General features: G+C 64.6%; 17 protein-coding genes and 1 pseudogene. 10 read left to right on the top strand and 8 right to left on the bottom strand.

All coding sequences use genetic code 11. From position 1 onward, the window contains the following. The first annotated feature begins 268 nt into the window (after positions 1-268). The gene (locus tag NM203_RS30790; protein ID WP_255064634.1) at positions 269-505 is read left to right on the top strand and encodes a hypothetical protein; all 237 of its coding nucleotides are present in this window, start codon (positions 269-271) and stop codon (positions 503-505) included. 687 nt (positions 506-1,192) lie between these two features. On the opposite strand, the pseudogene NM203_RS30785 reads toward NM203_RS30790, so the two are convergent. The 4 genes and pseudogenes from NM203_RS30785 to NM203_RS30770 form a co-directional block, all read right to left on the bottom strand. Further along, positions 1,193-1,587 (bottom strand): annotated as a pseudogene (locus tag NM203_RS30785) (integrase core domain-containing protein); the annotation flags it as partial. 263 nt (positions 1,588-1,850) lie between these two features. Further along, positions 1,851-2,672, bottom strand: a complete 822-nt coding sequence (locus NM203_RS30780; protein ID WP_255064633.1) for a class I SAM-dependent methyltransferase — start codon at positions 2,670-2,672, stop codon at positions 1,851-1,853. A gap of 195 nt (positions 2,673-2,867) precedes the next feature. Beyond that, positions 2,868-4,970: a BamB-related PQQ repeat family beta-propellar protein gene (locus tag NM203_RS30775; protein ID WP_255064632.1), complete on the bottom strand. Its 2,103-nt coding sequence runs from the start codon at positions 4,968-4,970 to the stop codon at positions 2,868-2,870. A 73-nt stretch (positions 4,971-5,043) separates the two neighbouring features. Beyond that, positions 5,044-5,907 carry a MurR/RpiR family transcriptional regulator gene (locus NM203_RS30770; protein ID WP_255064630.1) on the bottom strand — a complete coding sequence of 288 codons (864 nt, stop codon included), beginning with the start codon at positions 5,905-5,907 and terminating at the stop codon, positions 5,044-5,046. Here NM203_RS30770 and NM203_RS30765 point away from each other — a divergent pair, their 5' ends adjacent. Next, positions 5,908-6,660 (top strand): HAD family hydrolase, encoded by a 753-nt coding sequence (locus NM203_RS30765; RefSeq protein WP_255064628.1) that lies wholly within the window; start codon positions 5,908-5,910, stop codon positions 6,658-6,660. Between the two features lie 336 nt (positions 6,661-6,996). Here the strand turns inward: NM203_RS30765 and NM203_RS30760 are convergent, their stop codons facing one another. Continuing rightward, positions 6,997-7,161: a hypothetical protein gene (locus NM203_RS30760; protein ID WP_255064626.1), complete on the bottom strand. Its 165-nt coding sequence runs from the start codon at positions 7,159-7,161 to the stop codon at positions 6,997-6,999. 425 nt (positions 7,162-7,586) lie between these two features. Here NM203_RS30760 and NM203_RS30755 point away from each other — a divergent pair, with 425 nt between their 5' ends. The 6 genes from NM203_RS30755 to NM203_RS30730 all read left to right on the top strand — a co-directional run bounded on the left by NM203_RS30755 (position 7,587) and on the right by NM203_RS30730 (position 13,613). Beyond that, positions 7,587-8,477, top strand: coding sequence for a MurR/RpiR family transcriptional regulator (locus NM203_RS30755; RefSeq protein ID WP_255064625.1), 891 nt, complete (start codon positions 7,587-7,589; stop codon positions 8,475-8,477). Continuing rightward, positions 8,452-9,384: a carbohydrate ABC transporter permease gene (locus tag NM203_RS30750; RefSeq protein ID WP_255064624.1), complete on the top strand. Its 933-nt coding sequence runs from the start codon at positions 8,452-8,454 to the stop codon at positions 9,382-9,384. The genes NM203_RS30755 and NM203_RS30750 overlap by 26 nt, the downstream gene beginning before the upstream one ends. 32 nt (positions 9,385-9,416) lie before the next feature. Next, on the top strand, positions 9,417-10,220 hold the full coding sequence (locus NM203_RS30745; RefSeq protein ID WP_255064646.1) for a carbohydrate ABC transporter permease: 804 nt from the start codon (positions 9,417-9,419) through the stop codon (positions 10,218-10,220). Between the two features lie 21 nt (positions 10,221-10,241). Beyond that, on the top strand, positions 10,242-11,543 hold the full coding sequence (locus NM203_RS30740; protein WP_255064623.1) for an extracellular solute-binding protein: 1,302 nt from the start codon (positions 10,242-10,244) through the stop codon (positions 11,541-11,543). Then, the gene (locus tag NM203_RS30735) at positions 11,540-12,391 is read left to right on the top strand and encodes a class I SAM-dependent methyltransferase (RefSeq protein WP_255064622.1); all 852 of its coding nucleotides are present in this window, start codon (positions 11,540-11,542) and stop codon (positions 12,389-12,391) included. The genes NM203_RS30740 and NM203_RS30735 overlap by 4 nt, the downstream gene beginning before the upstream one ends. 121 nt (positions 12,392-12,512) lie before the next feature. Further along, on the top strand, positions 12,513-13,613 hold the full coding sequence (locus tag NM203_RS30730; RefSeq protein WP_255064621.1) for an ABC transporter ATP-binding protein: 1,101 nt from the start codon (positions 12,513-12,515) through the stop codon (positions 13,611-13,613). An 849-nt stretch (positions 13,614-14,462) separates the two neighbouring features. On the opposite strand, the gene NM203_RS30725 is transcribed toward NM203_RS30730, so the two are convergent. Next, a complete protein-coding gene (locus NM203_RS30725; protein WP_255064620.1) occupies positions 14,463-15,743 on the bottom strand; it encodes a hypothetical protein in 1,281 nt (426 codons plus the stop codon). Positions 15,744-16,118: 375 nt separating this feature from the next. On the opposite strand from NM203_RS30725, the gene NM203_RS30720 reads away from it, so the two are divergent. Both NM203_RS30720 and NM203_RS30715 read left to right on the top strand, forming a co-directional pair. After that, the gene (locus tag NM203_RS30720) at positions 16,119-16,970 is read left to right on the top strand and encodes an ATP-binding protein (protein WP_255064619.1); all 852 of its coding nucleotides are present in this window, start codon (positions 16,119-16,121) and stop codon (positions 16,968-16,970) included. Continuing rightward, the gene (locus NM203_RS30715; RefSeq protein ID WP_255064618.1) at positions 16,967-17,251 is read left to right on the top strand and encodes a hypothetical protein; all 285 of its coding nucleotides are present in this window, start codon (positions 16,967-16,969) and stop codon (positions 17,249-17,251) included. Before NM203_RS30720 ends, NM203_RS30715 begins: the two co-directional genes overlap by 4 nt. Here the strand turns inward: NM203_RS30715 and NM203_RS30710 are convergent. Both NM203_RS30710 and NM203_RS30705 read right to left on the bottom strand, forming a co-directional pair. Next, entirely contained in the window at positions 17,236-17,688 is a 453-nt protein-coding gene (locus NM203_RS30710) for a hypothetical protein (protein ID WP_255064617.1), read from the bottom strand. The two genes, NM203_RS30715 and NM203_RS30710, sit on opposite strands and share 16 nt — an antisense overlap. A gap of 846 nt (positions 17,689-18,534) precedes the next feature. Further along, positions 18,535-19,443 (bottom strand): sterol desaturase family protein, encoded by a 909-nt coding sequence (locus NM203_RS30705; protein ID WP_255064616.1) that lies wholly within the window; start codon positions 19,441-19,443, stop codon positions 18,535-18,537. Positions 19,444-19,528: the final 85 nt, after the last annotated feature.

Below are 19,528 nucleotides of genomic sequence, written 5' to 3'. Positions count from 1 at the left end.
GCCGGGCGCGGAAGCAGGGTTGCCCCAGATTCAATGAGAAACGTCGCGATCGAAATTCTCATCCAATCTGGGGCAATGCAGGTCAGACTAGTAAATGTGCCCCAGATTCAATGAGAACGGACACCAGGGGCCGGGGCGCATACCGATAGGCCCCCTGACGTGTGACCTGTACGCGCAGAGTTCTGACCGCGAATACCTGATCCCTATCGCCGTCCCAACAGATCCAGATCCCGTCTGGGCGCTGGGCATTAGGGAAGCGGACCATTGGGTGTATTCGGGAGACTATCAATCGCTGGCTGCGGCTCAGCAATTTGCCGAGAGCTGGGAAGAAGAGGCTCGACGCAGAGAACGCGACGCTCGCGTCGCCGAAGGCTACTTCTACGCGCAACGGGTAGTCGGCATCACCGCAAGTACCCAGAAGGCATTCGGTGGGCTCTGGGCCGAAAAGTATCAGCCGCAGGGATGGTCCATCGATGAAGCGTTTGCCGACTACAGGAACGGCTAGCAGCGCCGCGGGATCATCGCACGCTATCTGACGCCTAGGTCCCTATGACCCCCGCCGAGGGTGGTTCGCCGGCCCTTTGAAGCGAGGCGAAAGGGCTCCGGACGCGCGTGAACCGCCCGACAGACAAGTTTCATGGATAATGAAGATTATCCATGACGCCTACCGATTCCGGATGCGGGAGCGAAGCTTGGAGCGACCAATACGTCACAGTGACGTTATGGCCGTGCGTACCTCTAGCGTTGCGGTCTTCAGCGTGCTTCGTCGCGGTCGAACTCCAAGGCACGGTGTGCGCAGGCCACGCGCCGATAATGCCATTCGTGCCGCGCCCTTCCGCAAACAGAGCATTCAGTAGTGCACTACCCACCCCGCTTCCACCCATACCGGGCACTATCTTGAAACAGAGTTCCACCGATTTTCACCAAACTTCCGCGCCCACGCGCCAGCGGCAAGAGCGTTCCCTGTGACCATCGATTTGTCACAGTGACGTATCGTTGTAAGAAATGCCGTCTATCCCGCGGCGTAGAGGCACGACAGCATCATCCAAACCCGATGCAGTTGGACCTTGAGTTCGAGTCACGGTCCAAGGTGACGTCATGCGCAGTCACTCGCGCGCCGGGCGACTGCCCAATCCGCCGTCTCGGGGACGAGTCGCACCCGCGACGAGGCATGATTAGTCTTACTGACCTGGAGGTTAGGTACGCGGCTGGCTGGTGGTTGGCCTCCGAGCGCGGTGTGACCGCGGTGATGATTATAGAAGTGCCGCCAGCGCGGGAATTCCGCGCAGCGGTCTGCGTCACTGATGTCGAGCCAGGGTAGGCCAATTCATCGGCCAGGGTGCGGTAAAACCGCTCCACATTGCCGTTGGTCTCCGGACGGTGGGGGCGGGTGCGGCGGTGTTCGATCCCCCGAGAGCGTCTCGGAATGTGTGGGACCGATAGCATTAGCCGTTGTCTGTCGACACATTCCGTACGGTGAACCCACATTTCGTTGAATTTGGTGATGGCGCGTAGCCAGAAATCGGCGGCGGTGTCTTCGCGTTCATCAGTCAGCAGTTTTGAGTAGGCCAACCGGGAGTGCGCGTCCGACACCCAAGTGAACTGCTACCCGAGAGGGTGGCTTCCCTGGTCTGCGAGCACCAGCAGACCGTCACCCGCCGCCGCACCGCCTACCAGAGGGCTGAACGCCGAAAGCGGGACCGGGCCATCGATCGCGACCTCGGCATCCACCGCTCCCGCAGCCGCACTCGGGACCAGGGCTATGACCTCCGCTTTTAGAGTGTGGCGTCACGCATCGAGGTGACATTGTCTGAGGACTTTTCGACCCGCTCGATGTCGATTCCACGGTATTAGATCTCACTTGTCTTCGGGATTCGGGCGGTGATGATGTCGAAGGCGATCGGGTTGGACATCGACTCGTGGTGGTCGAGGTACGTCGTTGTGGCCCAAGCCGACAGCTCCGCCACGGCCTGTGCGTGAACGTCGTCGGGTGTTCGCCAGTCGGGGCTATGGGTACGCCGCCGGTAGCGTTGAAGCAGCCCGGCGACGGTGACGGGGTGGTCCCACGCGCTGATGCGGTGCTGTTCGACACTGATGTGCTGTGCGGCGAGTTCATCAATGACCTGCGAGACCGTCGCACCCGGCGACGTGATGTCTAGCCCGAGGCCTGCGTTGATCTGTACCCAACGCTCGTCGACGATCGTGCTCGGAGCCGCGTCTGCCGGTTTCTGGTGGGCGTAGCACAGGTAGCCGCCGGGCTTGAGCACCCGAATGAGTTCACGGAGGGCCAAACGCCATTCCGGCACCAGGTGCAGCAGGAGTGCACTAATGCCAACATCGAAACTGGCATCGGCGTAGGGAAGCTCACGGACGTCGGCTTCGCGGAGGTGCAGTTTGGCGGCCGCTTCGGGGTCGAGCTGTCGGCGGAGCGTGTCGAGCATCTTGGTGGAGATGTCCACGCCGGTGACGTCGAAGCCACGGGCGATCAGTGGCAGGGCCATCCGCCCCGTGCCGATGCCGTGCTCGAAGAACCGCGTGCCGGACCCGGCGCCGGTGATCCGGACTATCGCCTCGGTGACCTGCTCGCTCACATCGGGCGGGAGGCCGCGGGTCTCGTCGTAGAGGTGGGCCACCTGGTCGAACGAGATCGTCAACTCATACTTGTTAGCCATGTCATCCTTCTTTCGTCGGTTACTTGTACTTCTTCGAGGGCGTCGACGGCCGCGGTGCTGCTGACCGTCGGCTCGCGCCGGACAGTGCCAAGCGCCACCGGAGCTGTCGCCAGCAGCACGGCCCGCACCTCACGCCGGTATCGCCGATCCCGTTCCGGCTTGCCCCAGAGTCGGCCTGAATGTGTTGGGTAACCGTCACGGTTGCGTTCCGAGACGAACGAGCATGCCGTCTGTCCGTAAGAGGATGACGTCATCAGCTACCGCCAGCGGCGTCGCCGCCGACTCGCCGCCCTGGTTGACCTCGCCAATGATCCGGCCGTTCACTGGATCGAGGACTCGTAACAGCCCATCCAGACCGGGAACCGCCAACCATCGCCCCGCGATCGTCGCACCGCCGAGCAGCGGGCCGTGGGGTTTGCTGCGGCCCGGCATCCGAGGTTCGACGGATCCCTCGACCGCTGTTCGCCACAGCTCGGCACCGGCATCCGCGCTGACACAAATGACGTGATCCGGCGCGGCCACGGTGACCACTCCGTGCCAGGTGCGAGTCGGACGGGTCGGTGCCTCGAGGTGACCCAGTTCGGCCAACCACGCGACCGCGCCTCCCCGGACATCGATAGCCAATAATCCCAGGCCCGTGTTGAAGTACACACGTTCACCGTCGAGGCAGCCAGGCCCTTTGGGAGACAGTGAATCTGGGACCACCAAGGCGCTGGCATTCGCCGCGTAACGAGAAAAGTCGGGGCCCCGACCGGGCACCGTCCGAGTCGGCGTCTCCCCGTCGGACGGATCGTCCAGGCGCCATCGCACGTCGCCGGTCGCGACGTCGAAGGCCCACAGAGCGGGGCGCATCGGCCAGCTACCGAGAAGCACGGTGTCGCCGGCCACGACCGGCCCGGACAAGCCGACGAAGTTGAAGTGAGGTGCGAAGCGCGCCGCCCGCCACACCAGCTCACCAGTGCTCAACGCCACGGCGTAGAGGTCGGTCATGCCGCCTAGAACCACGAGATCGCCGGACAGGACCGGGGCCGTCCAGCACCACTGGCGCAGTGGCCGCGTCGAGGGCACCTGCCAGCGCGCCGTGCCGTCCGCGGCCGCCCATGCCCAACTCGTGCCGCTGACGTCCTGTACGACCACGGTATCGCCGGCCAGCAGCGGCGGGCCCTGCACCGGCGCACCGGTGCGGGCCTGCCATCGCTGCTCGCCGGTCACGGTGTCCAACGCGGTCACATATCCGACGGAGCGGTCGCTGTCCCAGGTAGCTGCGACCACCAACTCGGTGTCCCCGACCGGTCCGCCCAGACCGCCACACCCCGGCAGCGGTACCGACCACCGAGCCGCACCAGGCTCGTGGCCCGTGCGCGACGTCGAGCTGGCGTAGGTTCGGTTGGTCCACAGGCTCAACCCGGTGCCGTCCCAGGCAATCGACCGCACCGTCGGCGGGCTATAGTCCAAACCCCCAAACAACGCCGGCGGGGTGTTGACATGCAGTGTTTCACCGACCCGGACCACTCGGTCGGTGTGCCAATGCCCAGAGAACGTGGCCAACGGCTGCGAGGGCAGGCCGTCGAAGAACGACTCGTCCGGGATGTCGTGGCACAGCAGAATCCAGGGCTGACCATTGTGGCAGGCCCCCAGGTCACCGATCAGCCACTTCCGTTGCTGATCGCGGTCCAGGTCACGCTCATGGGTGTTCCAGTCGATCGCGACGATGTGCAGCCCGGCGTGGTCGAGGGAAAACCAGCGCGGCCCGACCTCGTCCTCCCACCGCTTCGGCGACTCGCCGTTGATCAAATAATTCTCGCGGGTGATTCGCATGGCGAAGTGGGGATAGCCGCCGACCCCGTCCTTGTGGTCGTCGTTTCCGGGCAGCAATACGAAGGGCAGCGCGGGGTCCAGGCCCTCCCCCAACGCCGCGTACGCGTCCGGCGTGCCGAGGCTGGCCAGATCTCCGGTCAGCAGGATGCGGTGGATCGGCGCGAACCGTTCGACGAGATCGGCGAACGCTCGGCGCATCACGGCAGGGGTCGCACGCTCGAGGTTGCGGGCGTGATCGGCGTCCTCCGCGCTCACGATGTGTAGGTCGGTCGCGTGCAGCAGGCGTGCCGGCAGGGGTTGCTCAACGGGCTCGAGGACGAACTCGATCCGCGGCGTGGACGCCTGGACGAACCATCGGGCGCAGTCCTGACCGGTGGGCCGGACCACGAAGACGAACGCCCCGTCCCCGGGCAGCTGGAATTCGCCGTTCTCGTTGGTTTGAATCGTGGTCACGCCGTCGCTGACCCGGATGCCGTCCATTGGGCCGCCACCTCTTGCCATTACCTCACCCTTGATCACTGCGCGGTACCTCCTAGATCGTTTTTTGTCTGCTTCAGAACCGGTGCTCGGCTAGGACACTTTCGGTGATCTCCAGGCTGCGGTTGGCTCGGGTCTCGTCTGCGAAGGCGAGGGCTACGAACAATGCGTCGAGGACGATCAGGTGCGCGATTCGACTGGCCCTCGCTTCCACGCGGTAGGCGGTCTCGCTACTGCCGGCCACCAGCACCACGTCCGCGAGATCGACTAGCGGGGAGCGGGCGAAGCTGGTCAGCGCTACCAGCTGCGCACCGGCGCCCGTGGCGGCCCGACTGGACGAGACGGTCTCCCGGGTGGAGCCGGTATGGGAGATCGCAACGGCCACCTCACCCGCGCCCAAAAGGCCAGCGCGAACATGCTGGACGTGCACGTCGGTCGGGGCCTCGGCGGGCACACCGATGGTGCCCATCCGATATGCCGCGTCCTGCGCTAGCGGCGCGGAGGTGCCGACTCCCAAGAAGAGCACCCGCCGTGCCGCGCGCAGCAACTGTGTGGCCCGGGTGAACTGGGCGTCGTCGACGAAGCCTGCGCCGGTGGCCACCGCGTCAACGGCGGCCGCGACCACCTTCTCCCGGATTGCGGCCGGGTCGTCAGAGTCGGTGATGTCGTTCTTGACCGCATGCACCGCGGTGTCCCCATCACGGGCGAGCGCGATCTTGAAGTCCTGGAACCCCTTGAATCCCAGCCGCTGACAGCACCGCACCACCGATGAGATCGACGTGCCAGCGTCCTCGGCGACGTCACTCACCGAGCGATAGATCAGGTCGCGGCCCATGGTCAGCATCGTGTCGGCGATTCGGGTCTCGCCCGGCGCCAAGCTCGACAGGCGTGCCCGGACTGAGGCAGTGACCGAACCAGGCGGGCCGGAGAAGTCGCGCATGTGCCCACCGTCACCGATCCGAGTAAACGGCCGGTGAGTGGCGTGAAGACGGCGGATGAAAGTTCTGTCCTCTGCGGATGGAACATCCGTACCGGTGATAGACAGAACGGCATGCGCGCTGATGAGGGCTGCAAAGCTCTAGTACTCGACTGGAACGGCACCGTCGTCAATGACACGGCGCGAGCCACCGCCGCCACCAATCACGTGCTCACCCAGCACGGGTTGCCGCCGCTGACGACCAAGCAGTTCCGGCAACGCTTTTCGCTTCCGCTGCGCGAGTTCTTCGCCCGACTCGGAGTAACCACCGACCGGATGAACGACGCAATCGAACAATGGAACGCGGCGCTGATCGGCGATGGGCCGCAGCCTCAGCCCGGCGCCTGGGACCTACTGGAATGGTGTCACCAAAGGCGGGTCCCGGTGATCGTGCTGTCCGGCGCTCACACCGACGTGATCGCACACGACGCCAAATACCTCAACCTGACGAGGTGGCTGTCGATGGTGATTGCACCGTCGCACGATAAGGCTTCCGACTTGCGCCGGCTGAGCGACGACCTCGGCGCCGAGATCGTGTTCGTCGGTGACACCGACTACGACATGGATGCGGCCCGAGCGGCGGGAGTTCGAGGCATCGCCTTCTCCGGCGGCTATCACCATCCACGCCGACTCCAGGCAACACAGCCGGACCGCATGGTTGACGATCTGCGCTTGGTCATCCGCGAGCTGGCGGTGGGCAGCGCATTCACCGTCTGAGTCTCACGTCGTATCCTCGCGGGCCTCCCGGCGACCCGGACTGTGAGGCTCTCGCGCGAGGGTCCGCAGATCGAACTTCATGCCCAACAGGGCGAACCGCAAAAAGTCGCCACCAACCCGGTAGCGGCCATTTGCCCGCGCCACACCGAGATATTGAACCCTCACCACAACCTGCCGGCCGTTAGGCACCACGGCGCAGTGAATCGACCAATCGACGCCGCTGCATTGGCTCGGAGCTGACGTCGGTGAAGTGAATGGCGGTAGAACGAAGTTCATCAGCGGCAGCGGTAGAACGTGGTTCGGCAGCGAGAACGTCGTCGACCAGATAGGGCGCCATCAGTGGAGCGCCTGGCCTGCAAGCGGTTCAAGGCGCGCCGGTAAGGCGCAAAAGCCGCCCGTGCCCAAACCGCCGGTCTCGGTCATGGAGATCATCTGTTCGTTCTTCATCAGCGCGCCCTTCGCGCGCCCGAGCAAGTTGGTGTAGCGCTCTGCAGGCGTCATGAAAGTGATCCACCGCGCCGTCGTCACCGGTCTTCTCGCGCAGTCCGGCGACCAGTCCTCCGCGGGGCGCGGCGGTGAACCCGGCCACGGGCGTCGTCCGACCGATCCGCCCGACTGGCCCGGCGTCATGGTGATGTGGCGTCGGAGCACTACCTCTCGTACACCTGACGTCCATGACGAGTCGGTATCACCTCGGCGGACTACGTGTTGGGCGAAGCGTTTGGAAAGAGCTTCCCGATTGCACGGAATTGACATCCGGACTTTCGCCGAGCGTCGCGGTTTGTTCATTTGATCGGGTGAAGGTGAGCAAGTGAGCTATCGCACGCAAGAAAGTCGGCGGTCATCTCGGAATGGGTCCGGGCGGTGACTGGTGTACGTGGAGAGGACGCCGGGCTCGCCCGTCTCGACGGGACCGCCTGCGCGCGATGACCGGCATTCAGACCCGCACCGGCGGCGGCACCCTCTCCGGCCCCCCAGGCTCCGTAGCCGCCCTCATTCAGGCTCGCATGGTGCACCTCTCGGCGGGTGAACGGCGGATCGCCGAGGTCATGCTGGCGCGAGGCCAGGAACTGATCTACAACTCGGTCAGTGACGTGGCCGTCGAGTCAGGCTCTGCGTTGTCCTCCGTGGTCCGCTGCTGCCAGAGCCTGGGTTTCAAGGGCTTCCAGGACCTCAAGATCGCGCTGAGCCGGGACGGGGGCAGCCCAGTCCGCGCCGTTCAAGGCGAGGTCGGCCCAGGCGACGTGCCACCGGACATCCTCAAAAAGGTAATCGCCGCGGCCAGCGAGGCCGTCGCCACCGGCACCGGTTACGTCGATCCGGACCGGTTCACCGCCGCCGTGGAGCTGATCGGCACGGCTGGCAAGACCCTGTTCCTTGGGGTTGGCACCTCCGCTCCCCTGGCCCAGGACATCGCCAACCGACTGATGACGATCGGGGTGCACACCGAGGCACCGGCGGACGTGCACGTCCAACACGTGCGGGCGAGCCTGTTGGTCGCCAGCGAACTCGCAGTGGCGATCAGCCACACCGGCTCCACCCGCGAGACCGTGTCGGCTGCCCGTGCAGCCAAGCAGGCCGGTGCCGCGGTGCTGGCGGTCACCAGCTTTGCGCACTCACCGCTGGTCGACGTCGCCGACGTGGTTCTGATCGCCGGCAGCCGCGAGACCGCCTATCGAGTCGAGGCGATGTCTAGCCGCCTCGCCCACCTAGTCGTGCTCGACGCCCTGTTCGTGGCGGTGGCGTTTGCCAACGAGGACCGAGCCAACCGTGCGCTGGAGGTGACAGAGGGTGTCCTTGCCGATCATCGCTTCTGAACCGCGGTCCAATACCAACCCCACCGTTCCGCTGTCACGGCGCGGAAACCGCCACACCAGGGCCGCACTTGTGCTTATTGCCCCGGCTGTCGTGTTGACCTTGCTGGTCGAGTACGTGCCCACGGCGTTGTCCCTGTTCGCCAGCTTCTTCCAGATCCCACTCTCCGGCGATGAGTGGACCTTCGTCGGGCTGGGCAACTTCCAAGCGATCGTCGTCGATAGCGACGTCCAGCAGGCGGTGTGGAACACCTTTTTGTACTGCGCTATCACCATCCTGCCCAGCCTGGTGCTTGGTCTGGGCGGTGCGCTGCTGATCAACTCCCTTTCCCGTGGCAGGGGTTGGGTGTCCGCAGTGCTGTTCTTGCCGCTAACCGCAAACCTGGTGGCGATGGCCGTGGTCTTCGAATGGATATTCGCCTTGAACGGCGGATTCGCGAACGCGGCGCTCGGCCTGGTCGGGGTATCGCCGGTCAACTTCCTCGGCGACGCCACCACGGCGCTACCCACGGTTGCCTCGGTGGGGGTGTGGCGGTCGGCGTCGTTCTGCATGGTGCTATTTCTCGCGGGGCTGACCACCATTCCGGCCGCCATCCACGAGGCCGCGGCCATGGACGGCGTGCGTGGCTGGGCGAAGCTGCGCGACGTCACGCTGCCGATGCTGCGCACCACGACGGTGGTCGCCGTGGTGCTCACCACCGTGCAGACCGTGCAGACCTTCGAAACCGTCCAGGTGATGACCGACGGTGGACCGCTCGGCGAGACGGAGTCAGTGCTCAGCCTCACCTGGCGGATCGGCTTCGGCTACTTTCAGCTCGGCGCGGCCTCTGCCCTGTCGTTCCTGCTCCTCCTGTTCCTTCTGGCATTGGGTTTGTACCGCCGCCGCGCCATCTTGCGAGGTGCGTCATGAGCGTTCGTGCAGCCCTCCCACCGCGAGGTAGGGTGTTGCGCTGGCTGCTGGTCGCGGTCGCGGTCACCGCATCGCTGTTCCCGTTCTACTGGATGATGCGGACGTCGCTTGCCCCGACAGACGAGATCTTCTTCGCCGGCATCGACCCGCTCCCGAGTTCGCTGACGCTCGACAACTACGTGCGCGCCTGGAATGAGGCGCACCTGGGTCGGGCGATGCTCAACGGCGGCGTCGTCGTGCTCGGCATCCTCGCCTTACAGCTGTTCACCTGCATACCGGCGGCCTACGCCTTCGCCAAGCTCCGTTTCCCAGCACGCAACCTGCTCTACGGCCTGATGCTCGTCGCACTGCTGGTGCCCACCCAGGCTCGCGCCGTGCCGATGTTCCTTGCGCTGAGCCAGCTAGACCTGGTAAATACTCTCGCCTCACTGATCGTCCCGTTCGCGACCAGCGCCTTCGGGCTGTTCCTGATCCGCCAGTACATCGTCACCATCCCGGACGCGCTGCTCGAAGCCGCCCGGATGGACGGCCTCGGACACTTGTCGATCCTGTTCAAGCTGATCATTCCACTGGCCCGGCCGGCGATCCTGACCTTCGTGCTCTTCTCGGTGTTCGCACACTGGAACGACTACCTGTGGCCACTACTTGTGGCACGAGACCCCGGCTTATACACCCCACCCCTGGCCTTAGCCGTCTTCCAGAACGCGGAACTCGGCATCGACTACGGCGCGCTTACCGCGGCCGCAGCCATGATCACCGTCCCGGTTCTTGTTCTGTTTCTCTTCGTCCGCCGTCGATTCGTTGCCGGGTTGTCCGGCGGCGAGCTTGTGGGCTGACACCGCAACTAGGAGGTTGTTATGCGACACCAGATCGCGATCATCGCTGCCATCGGGCTCATTGCCTCCGGGTGCGGCAACGGCCAGTCCGACCTCGCCGGCCCCGGCGGCCCGCCAGGTGGACAAGGCGCGCAACCGGCGGCGATCGAGGACTGTAACCCCAACGGGGCCACCGTCACCACCAGCTATAAGCAAGAAGAGGACCCCGCGTTCCAGGCGGCGAAGGCCACCATGGAGAAGCGCTTCCCCGGCCTGACAGTCAAGGGGAAGCCCACCGCGGCCGAAAGCTACGACGAGTTCACCCGACAGATCGTCGCAGACACCGCCGCCGGAACCAGGTACGACGTGGCGCAGGTGGGCAACAACCAGATCCGGTTCTTCGTCGACACCTACAAACCTGCCTCAGTCGACACCTCGCGATTACGTGACACCTACAAGCGAAACTATCTCGACATCGGCACGGTCAACGGCAAGGTCTATGCCGTTCCGATCGAGGTCTCGATCCCCGTGCTCTACTACAACAAGACCCGGATGGCCGAAGCTGCGCTCGATCCGGCGAGACCGCCGCAGACCTATCCACAGCTCTACCAAGCGGCCCGCGCGCTGGCAACAATCACTAACGCTGCCCCGGTCCATGTCCGCAGCCAGGACAACGCCGACTGGATCGTGCAGGCTGCGGTTCAGTCCGCCGGCGGTCAGTTGGTCGCTCCAGACGGCACAGCGGCATTCAACACGCCGCAGGGAATCAGCGGCATCTCCATCTATTCCGCATTGACCGGCGAGGGCCTCATGACCCAGCAGACCGACGCCGACGCCCAAGCAGCGTTCAATCGCGGCGACCTCCCGCTACTGATCAGCTCCAACTCTCGCACCGAGACGCTGGCCAGCGAGATCGGAACCAAGTTCGACTGGGGTGTTGCCCCAATGCCCGTCCCCGAGGGCGGCGCGGCGAACTTCCCGGCTGGAGGAAGCAGCTGGCTGGTGCTCAGCCAAGAACCCTGCCAGGCGGCGTTCGCCAGCGCGCTGATCAGCGAGCTACTCAACCCCGAGGTCCTCGCCAAGGGGCTGCTAAGCACTGGATACATCGCCACCGACGAGCGGGCCGAGCAGATCCTGCTCGCGAGCCCCGCCATCTCCCCCCAGCAACGCACCACCTACTCCTACGACCCGCAAGTCACGCAGTGGGGCGGGTGGCCTGGCCAGACCACTCCGAAGATCAACAAGACGGTCGTCGACATGGTCCAGCAACTCGTTCGCGGCGCGCCCCTGGAACCCACTGTTGCGCAAACGGACACCGCCATCGACCGCTTGATCAAACCGTGACTCTAGAGGAGAGAAACCCAGCCATGAGCGACCCAGTCACCATCTCCTTCGACCGCGCCGCGCACCTCTACGACCGCACCCGTGGGCTGCCAGAAGAGATCCAGGCCCGCGCCGCCGAGCTGATCGTCGAGACCACCGCAGCCACGACGTCGGAAACCCGCTTCTTCGAGCATGGCATCGGAAGTGGTCGGATCGCCCTCCCGCTAGTACGGCGGGGCTTCGACTTTACGGGCGTAGACGTCTCGGTCAAGATGCTCGAACAGCTACGCGCCAATCTCGAGCCCCAGCATGCCGCCCGCCTGCACCTGCACACCGCCGACATCCGCGCGCTGCCCTTCGAACACGACAGCTTCGACGTCGCGATCAGCGCACACGTGCTGCACCTGGTCCCCGAGTGGGAAGCGGCTCTTGACGAGCTGATCCGCGTGCTCCGGCCCGGAGGAACACTGTGCTACTGCCACGAGCCACACGATGAATCGGGCCCGACCAGGTCGATGGACCGCAAGTGGAAGCAGATTCTGGCTCGGCTCGGCCACGACGCCTCCTCACCGGGTGCGTGGGGACCACAGGTCATCGACACACTCACCCACCTCGGCGACCAGGTGCAGCGCCTCCAGGTGGGCAGCTGGGACCGGCCCATCACCCGCGCGGGCCTGCTCGTCCGATACGAGCACCGAACCAACAGTCCGGAGTGGTCGGTTCCAGAGGCGCTCTACCAGCCGGCGCTGGAGGAGCTGCAGGACTGGGCCTCGACCAAATACCCCTCGCCCGACGAGCCGCTAGTCGACCCCGGCACATTCGAAATCATCTTCGCCCGGTTTGGGGCCCAATCGTCAGCACCGCATTGATCGGGCAAGTCGACGCGGGACGGGTCGCCGACTGCGACACCGACGACACCTGCCAAACCAACCAAAGCACTGCCGGCAGCGACACCGCCGCTGCCCGCACCGCCACGATCTGGAGACCCTAATGCGCACCATCGAGGTCACCGACATCCACAAGTCATTCGGCAACGTAACCGCGCTGGCCGGTGCCGAGTTGCGGATCGACCCGGGGGAGCACCTGGCACTTCTAGGGCCGTCCGGTTCGGGCAAGTCCACCATGCTTCGCGTCATCGCCGGGCTCGAACCTCCTGACCGCGGCGACGTCCGGTTCGACGGATGCTCCCAGTTGGGAATCGAACCGCATCGCCGAGACGTCGCCTTGGTTTTCCAGCAGTACGCTCTTTACCCGCACCTAACCGCGATGGAGAACATCACGCTGGGGCTGCGCCGAGGCATGCGAATGAAGCGGACCGCAGCCGAGGAGCGCGCCCGCGACGTCGCCTCCAGGCTGGAGATCGACATGCTGCTCGACCGGCTACCCAAGGCGATGTCCGGCGGGCAACGGCAACGCGTATCGCTGGCCCGGGCGTTGGCGCGGCACTCTGGCATAGTCCTTCTCGACGAGCCGATGTCCGGATTGGACGCCCAACTTCGACTTAGCCTCCGGGTGGAGATCGGCCGCCACTTGCGTGCCGCCGAGGCGACAGTTCTGCACGTAACCCACGACCAGTCCGACGCGATGGTGTCGGCCGACCGAGTGGCGGTGATCAACCACGGGGTAGTCCAACAGGTCGGCACGGCCCGGGAACTGTACACCAGGCCCGCGACCCGCTTCGTCGGCCGGTTCTTCGGGACTCCACCAATGAACACGTTCGCGATCACGTTGGCCGAAGGCGCGTGTATCTCTGCCTTCGGCCAGCACACCCCCTCGGCACTCAACGGCGACGCGACCCTAGGGGTGCGTCCAGAGCACTTCGTACTGGGCGGCTCGCGGACCTGGCGCCTCACCGGCGAGGTCGCCTCGGTCGAGCTCGCCGGATCCCAGAACGTAGTGCACGTGTTGGTGGACGGGCAGGTGATCGCAACGCAGACCAGCCAGCCGGCCCCCTCGATCGGCGAGCAAGTCGAATTGTCCTGCTACCCCGCTGATGTCCACCTCTTTGCGGGGCCCTCCGAGGCACGCGCTGGCTCCGGAGCGGACGTCCCGCTGGTCGATCGACCGGTCGCAGCTGTCGGCAGTCGTTAGATCAACGAGCATCCGTCGCGCTCGTCGACCCGTCTTGGGCAGCTCACCCCCCATGCAGGGGTCTCGTGCGTTCGTCTCCCTCAGCTGGTAGAGCGTTCGCCAGAAAAGCGGAAGGCCGCCGTTTCGATCCCGGCATCAGGCACCACGCCGGACTCTACGGTGACAACTCATTTTGTTTTCGTGGCGTCCATCGTGTGCCGGTGACCGCTGAGGACATCAACGACGGGGTGACGATGCCGCGGCGCGGGCGACGTGGGCCACTCGTCTGACAGAACATCCTCGCGGCGGCGGTGACCTGCTCGGTGATTCATCGGACCCACTGACGCTGCACCGTCACGGGGTCATGAACGTCGGAGCCCAAATGCATTGGGCCGCCCGGCTCAGCCGAACCCGCACCGGGATCAGTCGCGAAGGATCGGAATACAAGCGTCATGACGTGCACAGTGCTCTTCCGCCCGACCAGTCAAGGACGTCGCTGGTTCAACGGCGAGCGAGCGCTCGACCGGCGCAACGCGGCCCGGCCGTATCAGTTCCGGTTCAAAGGAGAGCCTGCACGATCGCCCCGGAACGATTGGGCCAAAGTTTGCTACGGCCCCAAGCCTGTGTCTAGATCTAGAGAGACGAGAGTGATCACATCCTGTCTTACGCATGTATCCTGAACCGAGTCTGGCGGGGCTAGGCATCTTCCCAGTCGGGATACTCTCCCTATGAAAATGAAGTTGGGCGCATCGGACAGCACCGAACTCGTCGCAGAACTAACAGGTAACGTTTCGCCGGTCGTGTTCGTACACGGGTACCAACGGCGGCCTGAACTCTTGGGGGCGATGTGGCACGACGCCTAACTGGTCATCAGGTCGTGCGGTATGCACGCCGCAACCATTCACTGGGTTCCAGGAACAGTCGCAAGGCCGCCCCGGCCGTTGGACCGTCGAGGATCTGCAGCAGTCGGGTGTAGACGGGGTCGGCGGCGAAGGAGACGCCGTAACCGTTACCGAGGAAGACCTCAACCAGGGTGCGGACGTAGTGGCTTCTGACGGGTTCGGGAATAACACCTTGGGTCCCGGTGAGCTCTTCGAGTCGGCGGGCGGGCGACGCCTCGGTGTAGAAGTTGTTCAGGCCCAGATGAGCGGTCATCAGGTCGTCGAGCACCTCAGCCATTTCAACGGCACGGACTTCTTCGGTGAGGTAGGCGGCACCGTCGACGAGGTCAACGAGTTCGCGCGCAGAGGTCGCGATCGCCGTCTCGGCGCTAGCTCGTGCACGCGCATGCCGGACTCCAAACGTGCGCCTTGCGGTGTCGCTGACGAAGGGCCACAGCTTGGGCCACAACAGCCGAACGTTGTCGGCAACGATTGGCGTGCGCTGGGCGTCGGTATAGAGACCGAACAGGCCGTTGGCCAGGGTGTCGGCGCGCTCGGACGGCAGCTGGTCAAAGAACGCCGCGGCATCGCGCACGGCATCGGAATCCAACCGCTCCTTCTTGATATTGGCCAGCAACCGGCCGGTGGCCGCGGTGACGGTGTCGGGCGGAGTGGTGATCACCTCGCGGACGCAGACCTCTAGCCAGTTCGCAAGGTCCAGTCCGGTGAGGGTGACCTGGTTGGGATGGGCAGCACTGGCGTGGTTGCGCATGAACCGAATGTGGTCGAGGCGCTGATAGCCGACGTCGGTGAGCAGGCCAATCTCACGGGCGGCGCGCAGCAGGCTGGCGTCGTCGATGCGCGGCAGGTCTGATTCGTCCCGCAGGTGCTTGCGCAGGTCGGGGCTGGGTGCAGCGATGTCGTAGAAGTAACCTAGGTCGAAGCCTGCGACCCGACGACGTAACTCGTTGACCAGCTCGTCCCAGAGGTAGTTCAACGCGGCATCGAACAGCCCGACCGAGCAGGCGGCGATCATCTTGCTGATGTAGTACGACCGCCCTAACACCTCGGGTTCCAGGGTGCTTAGCAGCCTGGGCATGTTCATCAGCATTGAATCTCGTTCGCGGACCGCAACAAACACCTCGTCGGCGGGAAGCCCCACGGCGGCCAACTCGTCGCGAATCAGGATCTCGAACCGGGGAAGATCGCCGCGCACGCCGACGACCTCGGCACGGGCTTCGACCGGTGTCGCCACCACCACTTCCTTCATGTGTTCAGGTTAACCAGTGAACTACCGGGCGGTCGCGAACGCCTCCAGCGTCCGAAACAGACTCCAGTGCCATCCGGACCGGACCCCAGTGCCAATTGCTACGAATCCAGTGCCGCGGGTTCGCGGCGCCGAGGGATCATTACGGCGACGCCAAAGAGTTCGCGCGGGTTGGCTCGCATACAGATAGAACATCCGCAGCGCGTCTGGTAACTCCGCACCGGCGACTGCTCTCGCCGCTTCGTCGAGCGCAGCCGCTTAAAACACCCCCACCATGACCGGCATAGAGTATGCGTGCCGCGTAATCGGAGGTACGAGTTCTTAGCTTGCCGCCGCGCCAATCGATGGAACGGTCAGGGCGCAGTGCATGATCGTGCGGTGGATCTGCTGCCGCCCATCGATACCGATGAACTGGAGCCGCTGACAGCGGACTCCATCAACCGTTGGTCTGAAACCTCGCCGGCCGACAACGACGAAGTGTGGATCGACCTTTCGCGGGTGGCTTGGATCGATCCGATGGGGTTGGTTGTTGTCGCGGCTACCGCCGAAGATGCGGCGGCCACAGGGAGAACAGTTAGGTTCACCCCACCTCTTGACCGGAATGTGAGGAGTTACATGTCGCGGATGCACCTGGATGAGTGCCTGAGGCGTTTTTGCCCAAGGGTCGACCTCCCCAGAGTGCGCGAACGTAACACCGCCCATCGCCTGTCGGAGCTGCGACGCTTCGATGGGGACGCCGGTGATGCCCTAGCTGACCAAGTGTTCGAAGCCCTTTGCGCGGTCGGCAAAAGCCGGGACGATGCCAAGTCCTTTTACAAGGGCGTGTCAGAGGTAGTGAGTAACGTTATAGACCATAGTGGAGTTAGCGGAGGGTGGGCAGCGATGCAGGTCCAAAGGCCTGATCTGATCACCTTCGCAATTGCTGATGCTGGAGACGGCTTACAGGAGACCCTGTCGCGTCACAACGAGGTCGAAGGTCCGGTCGACGCCATGGAGAAGGCCTTCTTGCGTGAGTGCTCCGGCACTGGCGCACTCGGACGCGGCACCGGGTTGGACGACCTCGTACAGCGCGTTCGGCGCCACCGAGGCCAGCTCCGAGCATGGAGCGGAAAGGCCACCGGTTACAGTGCCGGCGGCCGCGTTGCGTGTCGAGGCGTAGGTGCCGCCTTTCCAGGCACCGTCATCTACGCTGAGTTCAAGCCGGAGCGCAGGGGAGGGATGTCGACGTGATCTCACTCGAAGCACCGGTACTAGCCGGATCCCGCCCCAGGGCCCAGCAGATTCTCAAGGACCTTCCAAGCGATCTGTCTCAGGCCGTAGTAGAACTGCACTGCGAGTCTCTTATTGCGGCCGCGGCGTCGTTTGCTGATGAGATCGTCCGATCGATACTTGTCGATCGCCGCGCGCGACGCCTGGTTGTCACGGGCGTATCAGATGAAGAGTTCGTAGGCTACCTGCGTGATCGCGCCGATGTGCACAACGTTGCCGATCGGCTTCAGGTCTTCTCGTAGTTCCGGAGTTTTCCTGCAAGGTAGAAGTGCTCGTCGTTGAGCTGTTGCAGGGTCGGCGCAGCTCGTTCAGCGTCGAGTTCATCCCGCGGTTGACCGTATCTCAGGTAGTAGTGGGTGAGCATTTCCTGGTAACGCACTGCCGCGTTGCGAAGAGACTCGATGTGGAGCAGCTCGACAGCCTGCGTGTAGCCGCGCAACGCACCTTCGAGTGGCAACGCCACCTTCGGCGAATCGCGCTCATCGACCGCAGCCGTCGCGTACTCCGCGAATGCTTTCTCGAGATTGGTGATGGCGCTCAGAACACGGTCAACGCAACGCTTCCGCCGATCGGATTCCCGAGTGCCGCGCGCCGCGCGCTGCGCACTCAAAAGACCAATGAACGAACCGACCAAGGCCGCACTGGCCGAGATCAGCGCCGTACCCAAGTCAGCGGCCACTACGGCAGCGTAGATCGGGCCTTAGTGTGCAGCCGTGCACCGCGCCGGTTGGGTTGCCGGCTAGCGCCCGAGCCTGAAGCGCAATACCCGCACTACCCGGCAGCCACGTCGGCGCGGTCTCTAAACGATCAGCCGAGCGACCGCAGCTCTGCTCACGCCATGTTCAGCACGGTCGCGGCGACTCCGCTGCGGCTGACGCAGCGCGGATCCGTGCGACCGCCGCGCAGCGACGCGGTGGCGCATTGGGCGCCGGTGGTCAAAGCCGATCGGGCAACCAACGAGGCGAGGTCGTGTCACCGTGGCGGTCATGCGAGGAGATGCTCGCACGCCGTCTTCGTCGGTCGGCGTCACGAATTGCAGGTGCTGGCCGATCTGGCCGTGACCGCGAACCGGGCGAACGTTACTGGGATGGACCGCTCCCCCGCACCCGGCCGCTTGCGCCAGACACATGGATAGTTGTCATTATCCATGAATTAAAGATTGGTCAGCATTGCCAGCCCGCTGGCGTTTCGCCGGACAACTTCATCGGGTGGAAGCGTCCGTCACCCATCAAGGGGATGATCGCCGTGAAGTCGTCTCGCTATACCGCTGGCGGATGTCGAGGTTGCACAACGGCCGTCGTCGCACTGACGTTGACGGCGGGTGTGGCATCTGGTCTACACGCCGTGCAGCAGCATCGTGGCGCCGTCGAGGTCGACCACCTCCGCGTCCGGGCCGCCGCGCCACGGACGTGGGCATCGCTACCGACGGCGGTGATGCGCCCATCGGCGACGGCCACCGCGTCGGCAGATGGACAGATCCTGCAAACGCAGGCGATTACGGGGGCGTTGGTGAAGACGGTGTTGGTCATGACCGGCTCGCCGCGGTCTGCACACTGTCGCCGTCAGCACTCGTTTTGAGTTGACAGGCGCCGGTGGCGCGGAACGGCTCAGCCAACTGCGCCAGATACCCGACGGGATAACTCGGCTTGGCGGCCATGCCGAGGTCGTCGCTGCTGAACCGGCGCTGCGGGTCGAAGGAGAACGTGCGCAGCAAGTGGTCCCACACGAGGGTGAAGAGCCCGAAGTTGACGTCGCCGATGCCCGCCCACTTCAGATGGTGAAACCGATGTCCCTCGTTGAGCGCGAGCATCTTTCGCAGCGGGCCGGTGCGGTAGTCGGCGTTGGAGTGCTGCAGAAGCAACTGCACCGCAATGCACACGGTCAACACCTCGGCCACTGCCTTAGGCATGCCGAGCAGGAGCAGCAGCATCGTGCCGGCCGCGAGTTCCAGAGCACCATGAAGGGGGTGCTTCATCAGCCCGTTGAAGCCGTAGAACCGTTTGACGCTGTGATGCACGGCGTGAAAACGCCACAGCCACGCCACCTTATGGCTGACGAGGTGCGCAAGCGTCACACCGAGATCAGTCACCACGATCGCGATCAGCAGTTGCACGACGAACGGCAGCGACGCCGGCCACCGCTCTCCGAAGGGCGACAGGGCGGCCATCAGGGGGATCACCAGGACGGTGAGGAGCAGCGACGTCTCGTTGATGAAGGCGTGTGCCACGTCGCGGCGCCCGTCACCGATCGAAGTGTTCCAGTCCTCGGTGTACGGCAGCACACGCTCGGCCATGAACGACAGTCCGATTGCCGCGATGATGAGCGCCGCCATCAATAGCTCAGCCCAGGGGGCGTGGGCGAGGCCGATCGCCGCGCCGTTGATACCGATCAACATCAACGGCACATATCCGTACCGAACAAGTGTCTTCGTCATGCCCTCAGTCTCGGAAGGGACCGCGCTCGGCGCATGTACAGATCGGGCGACATCGCGGCCAAGCCCGCGTAAGTCGTATCGCGGG

Origin of the sequence: Mycolicibacterium arenosum (assembly GCF_024320865.1) — a bacterium.
GTDB lineage: Bacteria > Actinomycetota > Actinomycetes > Mycobacteriales > Mycobacteriaceae > Mycobacterium > Mycobacterium arenosum.
Note: the sequence above shows the minus strand (reverse complement) of the source record. Positions and strands in the feature narration are given on the sequence as shown.